Here is a 15,547-nt window from a genome sequence, read left to right on the forward strand (position 1 = left end):
GCCCTGCTCGCGCTTTATGCCACGAGCGGGGCCGCCCGTGATTTGGTGGACTGCCCGTGGACCGCTTGAGGCTATCGAGAACGCATAGCTTCCCTCGGGAGGCGGCAATTTCGATGGAAGGGAAGGGCGCTTTTGGTTTTGGCTGTTCAGGTTGCGCGTTAGTTCGGCGCTGAGGCGGTGCTCTCGTTGCCGATGACTTCGCTATCGCCTTCGGGAAGGAGGGAGAGCGGCTCGCATGGACGATCTTCGACGAGCTTCCATGTGTCGCCCTCTTTCTCGTAGACGAACACGTGATGTTCAGCGCCTCCTTCGTCGTGGCCGTCCTTGATGTGCAGCTTGTACTCGACATTTGCTCCTACATACAATCGTCCGTCATCACTCAGGACTTGAACGTCGGGGTGAACGAGGGCCTCAGCCCGATCGTAGACAACTTCGGGCGCTAGGGTGTCGCGCCATGCCCTCAGCTGTTTGCTCAGTTTTTCTTGCTGGGCTGGGTCGGGCGCTAAGGTTTGCGCCTGATGCAGTGCGTCTTCGTCGAAGCTCGCGTCGCCGGTTACTAGGAGGTTTGCTAAGCTTTCGAGGTAGGGAATGGTGGCGCCCTTAATGTTGTCGGCGGGTACTTCTGCCGACTCTCCTTCGGGGAGCTGGGCGCCGTAAAGGTGATCCGTGTCCAAGGGCGAATAGCTTGGCGGATCGGCCTCCGCACATCCCCAAGGGTAATGCAAAGGGCTGCGGCAAAAAGAAAACTGAGTACTTTGAGTGATCGGGCCATTGCGGTTACCCCCTGTTTAAGGTTGGTTTTGTTGGCGTGTGCTCGTGTCCTACGACCACAGCCGTACTTCGGGCTCCAGCGCTACGCCGCTGTCGGCGAGTACGCGGGCCTGCACCTCGGCGATGAGGCCGAGCACGTCGGCGGCGGTGGCGTTGCCAGTGTTCACCACGAAACCAGCATGCTTGGTAGATACCTGGGCGTCTCCTACGGAGAATCCCTGGAGCCCGGCGTCCTGGATAAGCTTGCCGGCGAAGTAGCCCTCGGGGCGCTTGAAGGTGGAGCCGGCGCTGGGCATCTCCAGCGGCTGCTTCTCTTCGCGGCGCTGGGTGAGGTCGGCCATGCGCGCGGCAATGGCCTCGGAAGCGTCGGGGCGCAGCTGCAGCGTGGCGGACAGCACCACCATGCCCTCGTGCATCATGCGACTGGTGCGGTAGCCCCAAGCCGCTTCGGGGGCTGTCAGGGTGACGGACTCGCCTTCGACCGTCAGGCAGCGCACCTCCACGGCCACATCGGAAAACTGTCCCTCGTAGGCGCCGGCGTTCATGATGGCCGCACCGCCGATGGTGCCGGGAATGCCGCAGGCGAACTCGTAGCCCGCCAGGCCCGCATCGCGCGCAGCAGCGGCCACGGCTTCGTTGGTGGCTCCGGCCTGGGCGCGCATCAGGCCGCCCGGCAGTACCTCCACGGCAGCGAAGTTGTCGGCCAGCTTCAAGGTGACGCCGGGCAGTCCCTCGTCGGGAGCCAGCACATTGGAGCCCGCGCCTAAAATGCGCAGCGGTACGCCGGCTTCGCGGCAAGCATCCACGACGGCGGCCACCTCGTCTTCAGTGCGCGGCCGTACGAGCCATTGGGCGGGGCCGCCAATGCGGAAGGTGGTATGGGCGGCCAGCGGCTCTTCGGTTAGCACGGCATTGTCTCCGACGAGGGAGCGCAGGTGGGCGGTGAAGGATGCGGCGTCGATCATAGGGGTCCTTTCCGACGATGAACGACCTTCAGCATACCAAGAGGGTAACCGTTGGTGACCTGGCACGGGGGATGTACTAGAATACCCCCATGACTTTTTTGCTCACATATGCGGTGGGGGGCGGTAGCCATGGCGCGCTTGCACCCTGATCTGCGGCCCGTTTCGCCCGCGGCTTCCATTGCACTCATGCTGCTGGCCATTGTCAGCTTCCTCATTGCCCTGTGGATCATTATGGCCCTCGTGCGTATTGTGTTCGGGTAGGCGGCGCGTAGTATGTGGCAGCGATTTACGCTCTATGACCTGCGTGTTGTCGGTCATTACCTGGGAACCCTCATCCTGTTCTTCGCGGTGCTCATGGTGGTACCCTTGGTTACGGCGCTCATCTTTCAGGAATGGGAGCCGGCAGCCCGCTACTTGCTGGCTATTGGCATTACCATGGTGGCCGGCTGCAGCCTGCGCTTTCTGCGCATCGAGCCCGGGCGCCTCAGTCGCCGCCAGGCCCTGGCGGTTACGGGCTTCGCCTGGGTGGTGCTGGCCCTGTTCGCCTCCATCCCCCTGTACTTCTCGGGGCACTACGTCACGTATCTGGACGCCCTCTTCGACGGCGTGTCCGGTCTGACGACCACCGGCGCCAGTCTGGTGGTCGACCTCGACCATCTGTCCTATGCCGACAACATGTTCCGCTTCGCCATGCATTTCCTGGGCGGCTTGGGCTTGATTGTGGTGGCCCTGTCCTTCGGCCTGTTCGGCAAGGGCGGCGGCGCCTCGCTGTTCACCTCCGAGGGCCGCAGCGAGCACGTGGTGCCCAACGTGGTGCAAACGACTCAGTTCATTGCTCGCATCACCGTCATCGTAGTGGCGCTGGCCACCATTGTCATCACGGGCATTTGCCTGGTCATGGGCATGGAGCCGGCCCGTGCGTTCCTCAACGCCCTGTGGGTTTCCATCTCGGGCTTCGTCACCGGCGGCTTCACCCCCATGCAGCTGTCCATCATGTACTACCATTCCTTCCCGCTGGAGTTCATTCTCATGGTGCTCATGATCTTGGGCTCCATCAGCTTCGTGGTCCATGCCGAAGTGTGGAAGGGGCGTCCCTCGGCCTTCTTCAAAGACTTTGAGACGAAGACCATGGTCTTCTGGATTGCAGTTATGACCTTGGTGTTCACCGCGTCCATGGCCTCGAGCACCTTGTTCTCCGACATGCTGGCCCTGTTGCGGCGCGGCCTGTTCATGGTCATTTCCGCCTTCACCACCACGGGCTTCCAGGTGGTCACGGTCAACCAGCTCACCACGGCCACGGCCTTCACTACGGGGGCGTTTTTGACCTTGGCCTTCATTATGGCCGTGGGTGGCGGTGCCGGGTCTACGGCCGGTGGTATCAAGTTCTCGCGCATGGGCATCATCTTCAAATCCATGGTATCCACGGTGAAGGAGGCCCTGGCCCCGGACTCTGCCCGCGTGGTGGTGGCCTACAACCACCTGGGACGCCGCACGCTTACGCCTGAAGTGGTGAAAGAGGCCATGACGGTGTTCATCCTCTTCGTGGTCACCTACGTTATCGGCACGCTGGTGGGCATCGCCCATGGGTTCGAGGCCACCGAGGCCATCTTCGAATCCGTGGCCATGACCTCCAACGGCGGCATTATCACCGGTCTTGCCACGCCGGGCATGGCCCCCACCTTGGAGCTGTTCTATATCCTGCAGATGTGGGCCGGCCGTCTGGAGTTCGTCACGCTGCTGGCGCTTATCGTGGAGGTGGGCGCCTCGCTTCTGCCGCGTCGCGCACCTCAGTCGGACAAGAGGCGCTCATGAGCCGGGGACGCATGACGCGGCGATGGGGCCTGTTGGCTGTGGTGCTGGTGGGGGCGCTCACGCTGGGTGCTGGCCTGCCTGGCGCTTGGGGCGCGAACTTGGACAACCCCGACGTGCCCACCGACGACACAGGTGTCGTGACGCCCGCCCAGGATGACAACGCCGAAAAGCAAGATGAGCCCGCGTCGAGCGCCGAGGGCGAAACGCCAAACCGCGTGGCGCCGCAGGAGGGCGAAGAGCTCGAGCTTCCTGTCGAAGGTGCCGAGGGCGCAGAGTCGGAAGCGTCTGGTGATGCCGTGGCGGGAACCCAGGCGCCGGCGTTCGTGACCGATCCGGTCTTTGGCACCGAGCGCAATCCGAACAACCTGGTGAACCCCCAGCAAAAACCAGATAGCTCGTTTATCTACGACACCTCCATCTCGGCGCTGCAGGAAGCCGACGCCTACCTGAACGATCAGACGGTGCAGGTGGTGGGCGAAGTCGTGGGCGACCGCTTGAAGGCCGAGTTCGATCCGGGCTATTGCTGGATTGTGTTGCAGTCCAACGAGGAGAACTACGCCGAGATTCCCGTGTTCATCACCGAGGAGTTTACTGAGCTGGTGGACACCTACGGCTCCTACGGCCGCAAGGGGACCACCCTGCAGACGCGCGGCACCTTCCACTTGGCGTGCCCGGAGCATGAGGGCCTGACCGATCTTCACGCCGACACGGTCAGCGTCGTGGAAAAGGGCTCCATCACCGAGCAGGTTCTCGACCCGAACGCGTTTATCCCCGGGGGCATCCTGGTGGTGGTAGGCGGTCTCATGATCATTGTGTTCCATCGCATGAGGGAGGGCCAACGGTAATGACGGAAGAATGGCGCGCTGGCGAGGTCATCAAGCTGGACCGCGGCTACCCCCTTGTTCGCTTCGACGACGGCACCACGCTGCGGTGCGAGCATGCCACAGCCCTGGTGAAGGGTGAGGACCGGCGTGCTGTCATCGGCGATCGCGTGGAGGTATCGGTGCCGGATTCCCATGATAAGGGCGTCATCGAGTCCATTGCTCCGCGCACGCGCGAGTTCGTGCGCAAGGACCCGACGGAGCGCGCGCTGCCCCAGGTGCTGGCGGCCAACTTCGAGCGGGTCATTGTGGCGCAGCCGCTCTCCGAGGTGAACCTGCGGCGCCTTGAGCGCGAGTTGGTGCTTGCCTTTGAGACGGGCGCCCAGGTAACGGTGGTGCTTACCAAGGCCGATTTGGCCGAAGACGAAGAGGCCACAGCACGCTTGGTGGAGCGCGTGCAGGCGCTGGCCGGGCCCGACACCGCGGTGCTGGTGGTGTCGGAGCAGGACCCCTCCTCGGTGGAGGCGGTGCGCGCCCTGCTGGAGCCCGGCACCACCACGGTGCTCATCGGGCGCTCGGGGGTGGGGAAGTCCAGCCTGATCAACATGCTGGTAGGCTCGGCCATGCTCGAGGTGGGCTCGGTGCGCGAAACCGATGGCAAGGGGCGCCACACCACGGTCAGCCGTGAGATTGTCACGGTGCCCGGTGCCGGGCGTATTGTGGACATGCCCGGCGTGCGCGGCCTGGGCCTTTGGGATGCCGACAATGGCATCGAGGCCGCCTTTCCCGACATTGCCGCCCTGGCTGAGCAGTGCCGGTTCCGCGATTGCCAGCACGAGAAAGAGCCCGGATGCGCCGTGCGCGCCGCCGTAGAAGCGGGGGAGCTTTCCCCGGAGCGGCTGGCCTCCTATCTTGCCTTGAAGCAGGAGATGGCCGCCGTGAAAGAGCGGCGCGAGCAGGCGCGCCGCATGAGCAAAGAGTCGGTGCCTCCCAGCAAGCGCGGACGGAAGGGGGCCGCTGCGCGCAAGCGTCATCGCTAGGAGCTTCGTGACGGGCTGCCTGCAAATTCCGTGCAGGCTCCCGTCAACCGCTACAATAGGAATGTTCGAGATCAGATCCTCGAAAGGACATGCATGAACCCCGTCGTCATTATCCCCACGTTTATCTATCCCCGTCGCCATCGCGGCGGCGCCGACGTGGTAACGGCCTATGATCACACTACGGCTCCCAACCAGCCGGGCGAATTGGGACGCTGCCTGGAATCGCTGCAGAAGGTGGAGGGCCTGGGGCTGGTCATCATTTTGGTCTCAGCCGATGTGTCTTTGGAGGCCCAGGCGGCCGAAAAGGTGCAGGCCGTGGCCGACCAGTACCCCGATATCACCACCTTGGTCATTGGGGCGCCGGAATTGGCCCTGGTGGAGCAACGCATGGCGCAGCTCAACATCGAACGCCTGTCCAAGGAGATCGGCCTGCAGGGCTACGGTGCCATTCGCAACCTGGGTCTGCTCATTGCCAACACGTTGGGCTTCGATGCGGTAGTGTTCCTCGACGACGACGAGGTGATCGACGACCCGCAGTTCTTGCGCAAGGCCATGTACGGCCTGGGCAAGTTGACGCGCTCTGGCATTCCCATTCTGGCCAAGACGGGCTACTACTTGAACGACAAGGGCTCCTATCTGTCGAAGTGGGAAGACAAGTGGTACAACCGCTTCTGGCAGCAGGGCCGGGCGTTCAACGAGTGGATCACCGGCGCCATGCGCGGTCCGCGGCTTTCGCGCTCGAATCACGTGTGCGGCGGCTGCCTGGCCATTCACAAGGAGGCCTACCGTCGTCTGGCCTTCGATCCGTGGATTGCCCGCGGCGAGGATTTGGACTACATGCTCAATTTGCGCATGTACGGCTCGGATATCTGGTTCGACAACCAGTGGGTGCTGCGCCATTTGCCGCCGTCCTCCACCAGCGAGGGCGATCGCTTCCGCCAGGATATCTTCCGCTGGCTCTACGAGTACCGCAAGCTGGAGTACAGCCGCGCCCTCATTGATTTGCAGCAGGTGAAGCCCGCCTCGCTCGAGCCCTATCCGGGCCCGTTCCTGGAGCCGGGTCTGCGCAATCGCATTCGCTTGACGGCATGGCTGCGCAGCTTCGGCCGTCCCGACAAGAAGGCCTACCGTCGCGCCGCGCGTGCCGCGACCGGCGAGGCCTCGGCCTATGCGGAATCTCATTGCGCCAAGTACTTCGAGTTCCAGTACGTATGGCCCGAGGCCATGAGTCGCCTCGAGTCCGATCAGCTGCTCTCATCGGCCCTGGTGCGTTCGAGCATGCTGCGCGTGCAAGAGGCGCCTCAGGCGGAGGCTGCCCCGGCTCCGGCACCGGCGCCGGTGGCTATGCCGGCGGAGTCGGCCCCCTCGGCCCAAGATGCGGCGGCCTACGCGGCGGTGCCCCGTCCCTCCATCGACGCCGGCATGACCACGGAGATCCGCCTGAACATCGAGGAGTAGGCGCTCACCGTGGAATCCATCGTTCTCATGTTCGTCGTGTCCCTGGCCGTGGGCTTGGTCGTGGGCGTACTGGCGGGGCTTTTGGGCATTGGCGGCGGTATGCTGCTGGTGCCGGCTTTCAAGCTCGGCTACGCCATGGACTCGCTCATGTGCACGGCCACGTCGCTGTTCACCATCATTCCCACCTCCATTTCGGGGGCCATTTCCCATATACGGAACAAAACCTGCTTGCCCAAGCTGGGCATTGCGGCGGGTTTAGGCGGCGCCTGCATGTCGCCGGTGGGCGTGGGCCTGGCGAACGTCTCGCCCGACTGGTGCGTGATGGGCGCGGCCGCGCTGATCATCGCCTATTCGTCGGTCACCATGTTCCGCAAGGCGTTGGCCGCGCCGAAGCCTGTGAAGCGCCTTGCGGCGAAGGGCGTTGACGGGGTCGAGGCGGCGGTGGAGGCTGCTGAAGCCCGGGCCGAGATCGAGACTGCCCAGGCTGAGGCCCGCGCTGCCGACATTGCCGCGGCCCACGCTGCGGCGCCGACGCTGGGTTGGCGCGAGCTGGGCATTGGATTTGCCATTGGCCTGGCCGCCGGTTTGGCCTCAGGTTATGTGGGCGTTGGCGGCGGCTTCATCATGGTGCCGCTCATGATGTCCGTCATTCGCGTGCCTATGAAGCTGACCTCGGGCACCTCGCTCATTGCCGTGATGATCCTAGCTGTGCCCGGGGTTGTCACCCAGGCGGTGCTCGGCAACATCAACTGGGTGGCCGGCATTGCCGTAGCCTGCGGATCCATCCCCGGAGCCACCCTGGGCGCGCGCCTTATTCCGCGGGTGCCCGAACGGACGCTGCGCTTTTTGTTCAGCGGTTTCTTGGTCTTGGCGGCCGTCTTGCTGGTTGTCAATCAGCTGGGCCTGTGGGGCTAGCCTCTTACGCGCTGGAGGGGCGCTTTTGAGCGACGCTTGTCTGCGCCTGGATTCTGCGCCGGGTCGGTAAGGCGGAACGGGCTGGTCGGACGTGCGCTTCAGACGGAATTTAGCTATACTTGACGCCGTATCAACGATGACCAGGAGGGATGCCCATGGGAGCGCGCGAAACCGAAAGCACGTGGACGCGAGGCATCGGCATCCCCAAGTTCAATCAGGAGATGCTGGCCGTTACCATTGCCACCTTGGCCGCCATCACGCTTATCTGGGCCTTCATGCTGCCCGATTCGCCGGCCATTGTGCTCGGGGCGGCGGGCGCGGTGTTCACCATCGCCGTCGTGGTGGTCATCCGCCTGATGATGGACCCCGATTCGGTGCGCGCCCTGCAGTCCGATGCCATGCTGCAGATGGCCAGCTCTATGATCGACGCCATGGGCGAGGGGCTGACCGAGAAGGCGTCCCAGGAAGTATGCGAGCTGCTGCTGCCCAATACGTCCGCCATTGCCGTGGCGCTGACCAACCGGGAAGTGGTGCTCGGCTATGCCGGCTACCAGGAGGCCCATAATCCCGCCGGCATCCCCATTCGCACCCAGGCCACCCACGAGGCCATTCGGGGAGGCGAGACGCTGGTGCTCATGACGCCGCAGGAAATCGGCCTGCCCGTTCCCCCCGAGAGCAGTCGCATCAAGGCCGCCATTGTGGTGCCGCTCTGGGTGGGCGATCGTGTCGAGGGCACGCTCAAGTTCTACTACCGCACCTCGGCCAAGATTACCGAGACCCAGCGCTCCATTGCCCAGGGCTTCGCTCAGCTTCTGGCCACGCAGATGGCAGCCGTGGAGATGGAAACCCAGCGCAAGCTGGCCACCTCCATGGAGTTGAAGATGCTGCAGACGCAGATCAACCCGCATTTCTTGTTCAACACCATCAACACCATTGCCTCGTTCATCCGCACCGATCCCATGAAGGCGCGCACGCTGCTGCGCGAGTTCGCCGTGTTCTACCGCCGTACTCTGGAGGATTCCACGGAGCGCATTTCCCTGGCCCGCGAGCTGGACCAGGTGCAGCGCTACTTCGGGTTCGAGCTGGCGCGCTTTGGCGACGAGCGGCTGGCCCTGGAAGTGGCGGTCAGCCCCGACATTCAAGATATGATGGTGCCGCCGTTTCTGGTGCAGCCGCTGGTGGAGAACGCCATCAAGCACGCTATGGCGCCCGAGCGTCAGCTGGTCATTACCGTGAACGCCTCGGTCGACGGCGATGACGTCATCATCGTGGTGGGCGACAACGGCGTAGGTATGAGCGAAGAAACGGCGGCGCACATCACCCAGGTCGAGTCCTCCACGGGCCTTGGCATTGCGGTGAAGAACGTCCACGACCGCATGATCGGCTTTTTCGGTCCCGACGCCCAAATGGTCTATACCAGCGAGCTGGGCGTGGGAACGCAGGTGACCCTGCGCTGCCCGGGTTGCGCGCGCTGCGAGGCTGTGGAGGCACCAGCTGCTGACACGACGGCGGTGGAGGCCGATCTGGCGGCCGAGACGGCGCGCAACGAGGAAACCATGGCCGAGCTCACCGAGCTGATGGCCCAGGTTTCCCAGGAAGGCTCGGCGGAGCGCCCCGACGAACCGGAACCGGCGGCTGCCTGGTAGCCAGAGCCCGATCGAGGTTTTTGTATCGACAAGGGCCCAGGCGCCGTGTATCATCCCTTGTAACTATCGAATTTCTCTTCAGGAGTGGTCGCCCCGTGTTTGAATTTCTCTCTTCGCCCTTTGGCTTGGTGGCCGTTGGCCTCGGCGTGCTGGCCGTGGCGGTGCTGGCTCTGTGCTTTTGGATTACCACCCTTGATCGACGGATGCGCGGCATGGCCGACGGTTTGGAGGCCGAGCGCCGCAAGGTAGCGGAAATGCAGATGGTCATTGGCCGCCGCAACAATGCGGCGCGCAGCTACGGCGGAGGTCGCGGTCGAGCGGCGGCGCCGGCGGGAGCCGAGGCTCCCCGTGCGGCTGTGCCGGTAGATCGCGGCGGCTATCCTGCGGGTGCCCAGGCGGGCGCGGCCCCAGCTGGGCGTCCGGCCTCAGCAGCCGGCCCCGCTCCTCGCGGAGCGGCCCCTGCGGCCCAGCCGGCTCCCGGCGTGCCGGCCCAGGGCGATGTCGAGGCCTGGGTGCAGGGCTCTATGATGGGGCAGCAGCCCATTGTCATCCCCGACAAGAAGATGTCGCGCAAGGCGCGTCGCGAGGCCGAGCGCGCCTTCGCCGCCCGCGCAGCGGCCGAGCTCGAGGCCCGTGCCGCCCGTCGCGCCCAGGAGGCAGCGGCGGCTCAGCGAGCCGGGGCGGCCGTTCCCCGAGGTGCGCATCCCTATGGCAGCGCGGTTCCCACGGGTCGTCCGGCGGCTGCTGGGGTGCGTCCCATGCGCGGCACGGCTGTGCCGCGGGCAGCGGCTCCGGCCACGGGGGTGCCCGTCAATCCGGCTGGTGCTGTGGCGCCGGGACGCGGTCGCCACGCGCGCTAACGTTTCGCTTACGCAAAAGGGGTCGGCCTGAGGGCCGACCCCTTTTTCTTGTGCTTCGTTGTTCGCGGAATTATTTTCCCTGGTAGGCTTCTTGGAAGCGTGCGATGTCGCGCTCGTAGATTACCAGGGTGCTTTCGGGCTCTTCCAGGTAGAAGGGCACGCCGGCCAGTTTCGGATGGTTGATCAGGGCCGCCAGGGCGTCGAAGCCGATTTTGCCTTCGCCGATGCGGGCATGGCGATCCACATGGCTGCCGCGATCGTGGGTGGCGTCGTTCAAATGCACGGCGCGCAACTTATCAAGGCCAATGGTGCGGTCGAACTCCTCCAGCACGCCGTCCAGGTCGTTCACCAGGTCGTAGCCTTCGGCCCACACAGCCGCGGCATCGAAGCAGACGCCCACGTGGTCGGCCAGCTCTACCTGCTTGATGATGGCGGCCAGCTGCTGGAAGTTACAGCCCACCTGCGTGCCCTCGCCGGCCATGGTGTCCAGCAGCACGGTGACCTTCTGGCTGGGGGTCATGACCTTGTTCAAGGCGTCGGCCACGTCCTTGATGCCCTCTTCCACGCTGATGTTCAGACGGCTGCCCGGACGTACCAGGTACAAACCGCCGTCAACCTCGGCCAGGCGCGCCAGGTCCTCGGCGTACACCATAAGGGCGAAGTCTCGTTCGTTCATTTTGTCCGTGGCAGGGTCGGTGTCGTAGGGCGCGTAGCCCAGGACGTCGTGAATGCCGTGCTCGGCGGCATAGGCCTTGTAGGCCTCCACGTCCTTCGGATCCAATTTCGCTTGGGCACCGCCACGGGGGCTGCGGGTGAAGTACTGGAACGTGTTGGCGTTGATGGACACGGCCTCCTTGGCCATTTCCAGATAGCCACGGCGCTTTGAAAGATGACAACCGATGGTAAGCATGAGAGCCTTCCTTCTGAGAGGGTGCGGATGGAGGGAGGCGCCTTGGGGGGACGGTGCTTCCCGAAGATCGATCATAGCGCGCCCGTGGACGTGAGGGTTTCCCGCGGGTCAAAGGTTCGAAAGCCGTTATCGTGGCGTTGTCGTTGCTACGCGCTGACTGCGGGAGGGCGCCGGCGCGAAGGGGCGGAGCGCGGGCGCCCTGGGGCGATGCTCTGCGGACTTTTGCCGCAGAACGGCCGAAAAAAAGCGGGCAGGACTGGCGGGGCGTCAAGGAGGTGCCGTACAATAGCGAATATCTCTGAACGCACCCCAAACCTACCCAGGAGATTATCGCCCTATGGCATCATCCCAGCTTATCCTCGATCGTTATCGCGTTATCGGCCAAGCCGGCGCCGGCGGCTATGGCACCGTGCAGCACGCCTTCGATACGCATCTCAAGCGCGACGTGGCCATCAAGTGCATCACGCTCTCGGAAGACGAGGTGGCCCGGGCCCGCCTGGTGGCTCTGGAGGCCCGCATGGCCGCTGCCCTTGACGACACGGAAGGGGCGTCGGCTGGTTCGGCTGTTTCTGGGACAGCGCCGGCGGAGGGGGCCGAAGGGTCGGCCGGCGCTCCCGGCACGGCCGCCGATGGCTTCCCCGCTGATCCCCTGTTCCTACAAGTGCGCGACGCTCGCCGCGCCTCCCGTTCGCGTTCGACGGCGGCCTCGGGGGAGATACCGCCGTGGGAGGACGAGGCCGGCTGGGAGGAGTATCTGGCACCGTGGGGCGCCCATACCGAAAATTTCCAAGAGCCGCCGCGGGCCCAGCGTGCCAGTCGTCCCGCCTCGGAGGGGCTGCCCCGTGAAGCATCGGTCATTGTCGAGGAGGCGCCCTGGGAAGACCCGGCGCCCGACGCCCGCTCCGTTCGCGTCGATCATTTGCAGGGCATTCGCGCCTCGCGCACCATCGACCCGGCCGACGAGCTTGACCCCGATGATGTATTCGAGCACATTCCCGGCCTGCAGGAGGCGCGCTCCGTCGCCCACCTGAACGACGCCAACATCGTCACGGTCTACGACTTCGCCATGGAAGGGTCGACGGCCTATGTGATCATGGAGTACATCGAGGGCAAAACGCTGGCCCAGATCATCGACGAAATCGACGATGGCATCACTCTGGACATGGTGGCCTCGGTGTTCTCCTCGGTGGCCCATGCTCTGGAAGCGGCCCATAGCGAGTCCATGCTGCACTTGGATATCAAGCCGGAAAACGTCATTGTGAATTCCAAGGGCGTGGTCAAGGTGACCGACTTCGGCCTGGCCGCCCTGATGGACGCCAGCGGCTCGGGCACCACGGGCGGCGGCACCATTGGTTATATGCCCCTGGAGCAGATGCGCCAAGAGCCCCTGGACGTGCGCACCGACGAGTGGGGCCTGGCCAGTTTGACCTACGAGATGCTTACGGGGTCGAATCCGTTTTTCGCGCCCGACCTCGATGCGGCCGAGGAGGCCATCGAGGACGGCGAGCTGGTGCTGCCGTCCCTGTGCTGGGACGAGCTGGACGCCGAGGCCGACGACATCATGTTCATGGCGCTCGACCCCGACAAGGAGGAGCGCTACGAATCGGTGGCGGCCTTCTCGGAAGCGTTGCTGCCGCTGTTGGGCAGCACGCGCAAGGGCAAGAAGGCCCTGGCTGACATAGTGAACGGGGTGGGGGAGCCCGAGGAGGAGCCGGAGCCGGCGGCGCCGCGGCAACCCGGCATGCCCTTGGCCGACCGGCTGGGGCCCCGTGGCGCTTCGATTATCGGTCGTGTGGCCTCTGCTGCGGCCGTGGCCCTGCTAACGGCCCTGGGCCTTATGAACTTGCAGGGATTCGGCGGCTCGGCGGGCGGCCTGATTGCCGATGCGCCTCTGGCGTTCTGGGTTATCCTCGCAGCGGGGGCCGCGTTGGCGGCCTTCCGTCCCGCGTGGGGCCTGCTCTTCGGCTACGCCGCCCTTATCGTGGGGCTGGCGGCTTCCCAGGCGTGGCTCTTGGCCCTGGTGACAGCGCTGCTGTTGGGGGGCTGGTGGTACCTCATGGGGCGGCGGGGCAAGACGCCTTCGGTGGTGGTGCTCCTGCAGCCGCTGTTCGGTTCCTTCGGTTTCGCCGCCATGGCGCCGGTGGCGGCGGGCGTGTTCCTGCCCGTGGTGGCCTCATCGCTGTGCGCCGCCTTCGCCTTCGCCTTCGCCGTGATTATGGCCGGTTGCGGTTCGATGGACGTTATGAACTGGGACGCGCTGCTGCACCTGAGCTTCAGCACGAACCCGCAGGCCGGCTGTGTGGCCCTGCTTTCCCAGGCCAGCACCTGGGCTTTGGGCTTGTCCTGGGTGGGGGCGGCCGCGGTGTACAGCCTTTGCTGCATGCGCGGCACGAAGAACTTCGATGTGGCCGGGGCGGTGGCGGCAGCCGTGGTGCTGCTGTTCGGCGTGTGCGCGGCGGCTCATCTGGGCAACTTCGGCGGTTCCTGGCTGCCTTCGCCGGCAGCGCTTCTGGGAGCTTTGGTGCCCGGGGTGCTGGGCATCGTGGCCGCGGTTATGGGCATACCCGATCGCGCCCGCTGGGCTGAGGAAGAGTGGGATTTCGTGGGAGAGGCGGAGCCGGAGGCCTAGGACTCGTCGTCCTCGTCATCGTCGAACAAGGACCAATCGTCCTCGGTCTTCTCGTGGTTCTTGTACTGCTTGCGCGTCTTGCGCTCCAGAATGATGCACACGATGATGCTGACCAGCAAGCCGGCGCCCACGAGGATGCCGATGCCCGGCATGGTCTCGAACAAAAAGTGATAGAGCTCTTCGATGTTCATGGTGCTTCCGTTCTAGGGTCAGGCGCCGCCCGGGGCCGCGCCGCTGCGCTTTGCGGTGTGATGGGCACCAGTATACTATGCATCTTCACCGCAAACGCAATCTCCATCTGCGGTTGGTGCGCTATACTAGGGCGGTTAAATCACCGCTGCGCGGCGAAGTGCTTGAGCAAAGCGCCTTGTCGGCACCAAGATAGGAGCGTCCTATGCTAGACATCAAGTTTGTTCGCGAGAACCTCGATGAGGTGGCCGAGACCATGAAGAATCGTCATGCCTCGTTCGACCCCGAGCTGTTCACCAAGCTTGATGAGCAGCGGCGCCAGGTCATCGTCGAGGAAGAGGCCCTGCAGGCCGAGCGCAACAAGCTCTCCAAGGAAATTGGCAGGCTCATGGGCCAGGGCAAGGCCGATGAGGCCAACGCCATCAAGGAGGAAGTGCGCGCCATCAACGAAAAGCTCTCGGCGGCTGCCGACGCGCGCGCCGAGGCCGAGGCGGCCGTGGACGCCCTCATGCTGTCCATTCCCAATCTGGTGGATGCCTCCACCCCCGTGGGCGAGGACGAGGACGACAACCCCGAGGTGCGCCGCTGGGGCACCCCGCGCGATTTCGCCGCCGAGGGCTTCGAGGCCCAGGCTCACTGGGATCTGGGGCCGGCCCTGGGCATCATCGATTTCGAGCGCGGCGTGAAGCTGGCCGAGAGCCGCTTCTACGTGCTGGGCGGTATGGGCGCCCGTCTTGAGCGCGCCCTCATCTCCTTTATGCTCGATCAGCACACTTCCCGCGGCTACAAAGAGTGGTGGGTGCCCGCCATGGCCAACGCCGCCACGCTTACGGGCACGGGCCAGTTGCCGAAGTTCGAGGAGGACCTGTTCCACACCACCGAGGGGCTCTACCTCATCCCCACGGCCGAGGTTCAGCTTACGAACCTCCACGCGGGCGAGGTACTCGACGCCGACAAGCTGCCGCTGCACTACTGCGCCTTTACCCCCTGCTTCCGCGAGGAGGCCGGCAGCGCCGGTCGCGACACCCGCGGCATTATTCGTGTGCATCAGTTCTCCAAGGTGGAGATGGTGAAGTTCGCCACGCCGGAAACCGGCTTCGACGAGCTGGAGTCCATGGTGGAGGACGCCGAGAACATCCTGCAGCAGCTGGAGCTGCCCTACCGCGTCATCAGCCTGTGCACCGGCGACATCGGCTTCTCTTCGGCCAAAACCTATGACCTGGAGGTATGGCTGCCCAGCTACGGCGCCTATAAGGAGATCTCCTCCTGCAGCTGCTGTACCGACTTCCAGGCTCGCCGCGCCGGCATCAAGTACCGCGATCCGGCCAACTTCAAGGGCAGCCGTTTCGTGTACACCCTGAACGGCTCCGGCTTGGCCGTGGGCCGCACCATGGCCGCCGTCATCGAGAACTACCAGAACCCCGACGGTACCATCACGGTGCCGAAGGTGCTCGTGCCCTACATGGGCGGCGTCACGGTGATCGGACCGGAAGAGCTCTAGAGGCGCCATGGCTTCCCCGTCGCCCGCATC

General features: G+C 64.7%; 14 protein-coding genes. 10 read left to right on the forward strand and 4 right to left on the reverse strand.

Annotated elements, in window-relative coordinates:
• Nucleotides 1-158: 158 nt before the first annotated feature.
• A complete protein-coding gene (locus tag PZH32_RS02870; RefSeq protein WP_275206126.1) occupies nt 159-674 on the reverse strand; it encodes a hypothetical protein in 516 nt (171 codons plus the stop codon).
• Between the two features lie 147 nt (nt 675-821).
• Nucleotides 822-1,736 carry a UDP-N-acetylmuramate dehydrogenase gene (gene murB, locus PZH32_RS02875; protein ID WP_275206127.1) on the reverse strand — a complete coding sequence of 305 codons (915 nt, stop codon included), beginning with the start codon at nt 1,734-1,736 and terminating at the stop codon, nt 822-824.
• 129 nt (nt 1,737-1,865) lie between these two features.
• On the opposite strand from murB, the gene PZH32_RS02880 reads away from it, so the two are divergent.
• From PZH32_RS02880 to PZH32_RS02915, 8 genes are all read left to right on the forward strand, one after another.
• Nucleotides 1,866-1,997: a hypothetical protein gene (locus tag PZH32_RS02880; protein ID WP_275206128.1), complete on the forward strand. Its 132-nt coding sequence runs from the start codon at nt 1,866-1,868 to the stop codon at nt 1,995-1,997.
• A gap of 12 nt (nt 1,998-2,009) precedes the next feature.
• The gene (locus PZH32_RS02885; RefSeq protein WP_275206129.1) at nt 2,010-3,548 is read left to right on the forward strand and encodes a TrkH family potassium uptake protein; all 1,539 of its coding nucleotides are present in this window, start codon (nt 2,010-2,012) and stop codon (nt 3,546-3,548) included.
• The gene (locus PZH32_RS02890; protein WP_275206130.1) at nt 3,545-4,393 is read left to right on the forward strand and encodes a hypothetical protein; all 849 of its coding nucleotides are present in this window, start codon (nt 3,545-3,547) and stop codon (nt 4,391-4,393) included. The genes PZH32_RS02885 and PZH32_RS02890 overlap by 4 nt, the downstream gene beginning before the upstream one ends.
• On the forward strand, nt 4,393-5,409 hold the full coding sequence (gene rsgA, locus PZH32_RS02895; protein ID WP_275206131.1) for a ribosome small subunit-dependent GTPase A: 1,017 nt from the start codon (nt 4,393-4,395) through the stop codon (nt 5,407-5,409). Before PZH32_RS02890 ends, rsgA begins: the two co-directional genes overlap by 1 nt.
• Nucleotides 5,410-5,502: 93 nt before the next feature.
• Entirely contained in the window at nt 5,503-6,867 is a 1,365-nt protein-coding gene (locus PZH32_RS02900; protein ID WP_275206132.1) for a glycosyltransferase family 2 protein, read from the forward strand.
• A 9-nt stretch (nt 6,868-6,876) separates the two neighbouring features.
• Nucleotides 6,877-7,782: a sulfite exporter TauE/SafE family protein gene (locus PZH32_RS02905; protein ID WP_275206133.1), complete on the forward strand. Its 906-nt coding sequence runs from the start codon at nt 6,877-6,879 to the stop codon at nt 7,780-7,782.
• A 155-nt stretch (nt 7,783-7,937) separates the two neighbouring features.
• Entirely contained in the window at nt 7,938-9,428 is a 1,491-nt protein-coding gene (locus PZH32_RS02910; RefSeq protein WP_275206134.1) for a histidine kinase, read from the forward strand.
• A 95-nt stretch (nt 9,429-9,523) separates the two neighbouring features.
• Nucleotides 9,524-10,288 (forward strand): hypothetical protein, encoded by a 765-nt coding sequence (locus PZH32_RS02915; RefSeq protein ID WP_275206135.1) that lies wholly within the window; start codon nt 9,524-9,526, stop codon nt 10,286-10,288.
• A gap of 70 nt (nt 10,289-10,358) precedes the next feature.
• On the opposite strand, the gene PZH32_RS02920 is transcribed toward PZH32_RS02915, so the two are convergent.
• Entirely contained in the window at nt 10,359-11,198 is an 840-nt protein-coding gene (locus PZH32_RS02920) for a deoxyribonuclease IV (protein ID WP_275206136.1), read from the reverse strand.
• Nucleotides 11,199-11,535: 337 nt separating this feature from the next.
• Between PZH32_RS02920 and PZH32_RS02925 the strand changes: the two genes are divergently transcribed.
• Nucleotides 11,536-13,827, forward strand: a complete 2,292-nt coding sequence (locus PZH32_RS02925; protein WP_275206137.1) for a serine/threonine-protein kinase — start codon at nt 11,536-11,538, stop codon at nt 13,825-13,827.
• Here the strand turns inward: PZH32_RS02925 and PZH32_RS02930 are convergent.
• A complete protein-coding gene (locus PZH32_RS02930) occupies nt 13,824-14,018 on the reverse strand; it encodes a DUF6724 family protein (protein ID WP_275206138.1) in 195 nt (64 codons plus the stop codon). The genes PZH32_RS02925 and PZH32_RS02930 overlap by 4 nt on opposite strands.
• Nucleotides 14,019-14,221: 203 nt before the next feature.
• Here PZH32_RS02930 and serS point away from each other — a divergent pair, with 203 nt between their 5' ends.
• Nucleotides 14,222-15,517 carry a serine--tRNA ligase gene (serS, locus tag PZH32_RS02935; protein WP_275206139.1) on the forward strand — a complete coding sequence of 432 codons (1,296 nt, stop codon included), beginning with the start codon at nt 14,222-14,224 and terminating at the stop codon, nt 15,515-15,517.
• Nucleotides 15,518-15,547 lie beyond the last annotated feature (30 nt).

It is taken from the genome of Adlercreutzia equolifaciens, from assembly GCF_029076695.1.
In the GTDB taxonomy this organism is placed as follows: Bacteria; Actinomycetota; Coriobacteriia; order Coriobacteriales; family Eggerthellaceae; genus Adlercreutzia; species Adlercreutzia equolifaciens_A.

Coding starts and splice junctions, on each gene's coding strand:
- PZH32_RS02925 (WP_275206137.1), top strand. CDS start 11,536: ATGGCATCATCCCAGCTTATCCTCGATCGTTATCGCGTTATCGGCCAA.
- PZH32_RS02885 (WP_275206129.1), top strand. CDS start 2,010: ATGTGGCAGCGATTTACGCTCTATGACCTGCGTGTTGTCGGTCATTAC.
- PZH32_RS02900 (WP_275206132.1), top strand. CDS start 5,503: ATGAACCCCGTCGTCATTATCCCCACGTTTATCTATCCCCGTCGCCAT.
- serS (WP_275206139.1), top strand. CDS start 14,222: ATGCTAGACATCAAGTTTGTTCGCGAGAACCTCGATGAGGTGGCCGAG.
- PZH32_RS02920 (WP_275206136.1), bottom strand. CDS start 11,198: ATGCTTACCATCGGTTGTCATCTTTCAAAGCGCCGTGGCTATCTGGAA.
- PZH32_RS02910 (WP_275206134.1), top strand. CDS start 7,938: ATGGGAGCGCGCGAAACCGAAAGCACGTGGACGCGAGGCATCGGCATC.
- murB (WP_275206127.1), bottom strand. CDS start 1,736: ATGATCGACGCCGCATCCTTCACCGCCCACCTGCGCTCCCTCGTCGGA.
- PZH32_RS02890 (WP_275206130.1), top strand. CDS start 3,545: ATGAGCCGGGGACGCATGACGCGGCGATGGGGCCTGTTGGCTGTGGTG.
- PZH32_RS02930 (WP_275206138.1), bottom strand. CDS start 14,018: ATGAACATCGAAGAGCTCTATCACTTTTTGTTCGAGACCATGCCGGGC.
- PZH32_RS02880 (WP_275206128.1), top strand. CDS start 1,866: ATGGCGCGCTTGCACCCTGATCTGCGGCCCGTTTCGCCCGCGGCTTCC.
- rsgA (WP_275206131.1), top strand. CDS start 4,393: ATGACGGAAGAATGGCGCGCTGGCGAGGTCATCAAGCTGGACCGCGGC.